We start from the raw sequence: 2475 nt of genomic DNA on the forward strand, positions 1-2475 counted from the left end.
GAAGGCGGGCGTCGGCACGGGCGCGGCCGCGGATGCCGCCTATCGCGACGGCCTGCTCGCGCTCCATCGCGGCATTGATACCACCGACGGGCGCCGGGTGCTCGCCGACGACCTGTCGGCCTTCCTCGCCCGCCATCCGGCACTCGCCCCCCAGGCCGCCCGGCTGGAGGCGTTCTTCGCCGCCTCGCGCCTCGCCTTCTTCGGTCGCGACACCGCGGGTGCCCGCACGCTCGTGTCCTTCGCGGCCCTCGACGACACCCTGTGCCGGCTCGCGGCCGACGAGCGGAGGGCCTGACATGCACCAGTCACTCGTCGACACCGCCGCCCGCTACGGTTTCGCGATGCCCCTCGTGCTGTGGCTGCTGCCGCTGGCGCTACTGCCTCTCATGGTCTCGGGCCAGCGCCGCAGCGCGGTCCCGGCCCTGTCGGCGGCGCCCCTCGACGGCCCGTCCCGCATGATCGCCACCGCCCTGACGCTCGCCGGCATCCTTGCGAATGCCGGACTCGTGACGGCGCTCGCCGGCCCGTATCGCCGTGGGGAGACGGTGACCCGCATCGGCATCGGCGCACAGGTCTCGATGCTGATCGACCGCTCGGGCAGCATGAACGAGACTTTCGCCGGTCGGCAGCCTTCGGGCGGGGAGGAATCCAAGGCCGCGGCCTCGCGGCGCCTGCTCGGCGAATTCGTCGGCTCCCGCGCTCACGACCAGTTCGCGGTGGCTGCCTTCTCCACCGCGCCGATGCTGGTGCTGCCGATGACCGACCGGCACGACGCCGTGCGCGCCGCGATCCGCGCTATCGACCGACCGGGCCTCGACTACACCAACGTCGCGCGCGGGCTCGGCATGGCGCTGTCGCAGTTCGGGCCGGAATCCGGCACGATCTCGCGCGTGGTCCTGCTGGTCTCGGACGGGGCGGCGGTGATCGACCCGAAGATCCAGGCGCAGCTCCGCGCCGAATTCGCCCGCATCCGCCCGAATCTCTACTGGCTGTTCCTGCGCACCGAGGACTCTCCGTCGATCCTCGACCGGCCGGCCGGGGAGGACACGCCGCAGGCGGCCCCCGAGCGCCACCTCGACCTGTTCTTCAAGAGCCTCGGCGTGCCCTACCGCGCCTTCGAGGTGGAGGGGCCGGAAGCCGTGGCCGAGGCGATCCGACAGATCGAGGGCCTCGAGCGCGAACCGATCCCCTATGCCGAGACCCGCCCGCGCAAGGATCTTTCGGGGTTCGCCTACACTGCCGCCGGCCTCGGCATCGCGCTGCTGGTGCTCGCCAAGCTCGCGGAGGCAGACCTGCGCCGGGCACCCGCGCCTCCGGCCGCTGCCGCGGTCGAGGCACTTCGGAGGCTCGCCGCATGAGAAGTGTCGCGTTGCAGGCCGTCCGTCCCGCCCGTTGGACCGACGCCCTGTCCGGCCTCTGGCGCCGCCTCCGGCCGGGCCTGCTCGTCGCCCTGCCGGTAGTGCTGGGGCTTGCGGCTTCGGGGTTCGCCTGGGCCGCGTGGCGCGCCGCCTCGGCCGACCGCGACCGCGTCGCGCTGGAAGCTGGCCGTGAGGTCGCCGTCGGGCCTGATGCGCCGCCGCGGCTGATCCTGGCCAAGGCGCGGTTCTTCGCCACCCGCGACCGTACCGAGGAGGCCGAGGCCTTGGTCGAGGCTCTGGAACGCGCCGGCAGCCTGGAGGCGGCGCGTGGGCGCTATTGGCTCGCCAACGCGCGCCTACGCCAAGCCTTCGCGCGACTGGCCCGCGGCGATCTGGATCCGGCCGGCCCCCTCGTCACCCTCGCACGAGCCGATTACCGCCGGGCGCTGACGGCGCAGCCCGGCTTCTGGGACGCCAAGTACAATCTCGACGTCGCCTCGCGGCTGCTGCGCGACTTCCCGGAGATCGAGCGCCAGGGCGGCGACGATCTGAAGGCCGAGCCGAAGAAGATCTGGACCGAGATTCCCGGCCAGCCGCGAGGTGCCCCGTGAACGCGCATCTGGCCCGGAACCTGCGCGATCCGCGCTTCTCCGCGTTTGCCGGAGCCCTCGTACTCACGGTGCTGACCCTCGTCGTCCCGCCGCTGGCGCTCACCCGAGACGGCGTGGCGATGCTCGCCGTCCTCGACATCACCGGCAGCATGACGGTCCGCGATGACAAGGCCGCCGACGGGTCGCCCGCGAGCCGCCTCGACACTGCCAAGGCGTCGCTCCGCTCAGCAATCGCCGGCCTGCCCTGCGGCTCGCGGGTGGCGCTCGGCTTGTTCACCGAGCGGCGGACCTTCCTGCTGTTCGAGCCGATCGAGGTCTGCGCCGATTTCGCGCCGCTCGACGGGGCGATCGCGGCCATCGACTGGCGCATGGCCTGGGAGGCCGACAGCCGCATCGCGGCGGGGCTGCACCGGGCGATCGCGACCGCTGCCGATCTCGGCACCGACCTCGTCTTCCTCACCGACGGGCAGGAGGCGCCGCCGCTGCCCGCCGGTGAGGAAGACGAG

The 2475-nt window shown here is 73.0% G+C and carries 3 protein-coding genes and 1 pseudogene; all 4 read left to right on the forward strand.

The features are described 5' to 3' along the window. Positions 1 to 295: pseudogene (locus FV222_RS23135) on the forward strand (nonribosomal peptide synthetase MxaA); the annotation flags it as partial. 1 nt (position 296) lies between these two features. Beyond that, complete coding sequence (locus FV222_RS23140) at positions 297 to 1358, forward strand: vWA domain-containing protein (RefSeq protein ID WP_147815739.1); 1062 nt, start codon at positions 297 to 299, stop codon at positions 1356 to 1358. Positions 1359 to 1369: 11 nt separating this feature from the next. Then, positions 1370 to 1969 (forward strand): MxaK protein, encoded by a 600-nt coding sequence (locus tag FV222_RS23145; RefSeq protein WP_246685615.1) that lies wholly within the window; start codon positions 1370 to 1372, stop codon positions 1967 to 1969. After that, positions 1966 to 2475, forward strand: a 510-nt coding sequence (locus tag FV222_RS23150) for a VWA domain-containing protein (RefSeq protein WP_147815741.1), incomplete at its 3' end; no start/stop codon positions are given. The genes FV222_RS23145 and FV222_RS23150, both read left to right, overlap by 4 nt.

Origin of the sequence: Methylobacterium sp. WL103 (genome assembly GCF_008039885.1) — a bacterium.
Classification (GTDB): Bacteria; Pseudomonadota; Alphaproteobacteria; order Rhizobiales; family Beijerinckiaceae; genus Methylobacterium; species Methylobacterium cerastii.

Coding starts and splice junctions, on each gene's coding strand:
- FV222_RS23140 (WP_147815739.1), top strand. CDS start 297: ATGCACCAGTCACTCGTCGACACCGCCGCCCGCTACGGTTTCGCGATG.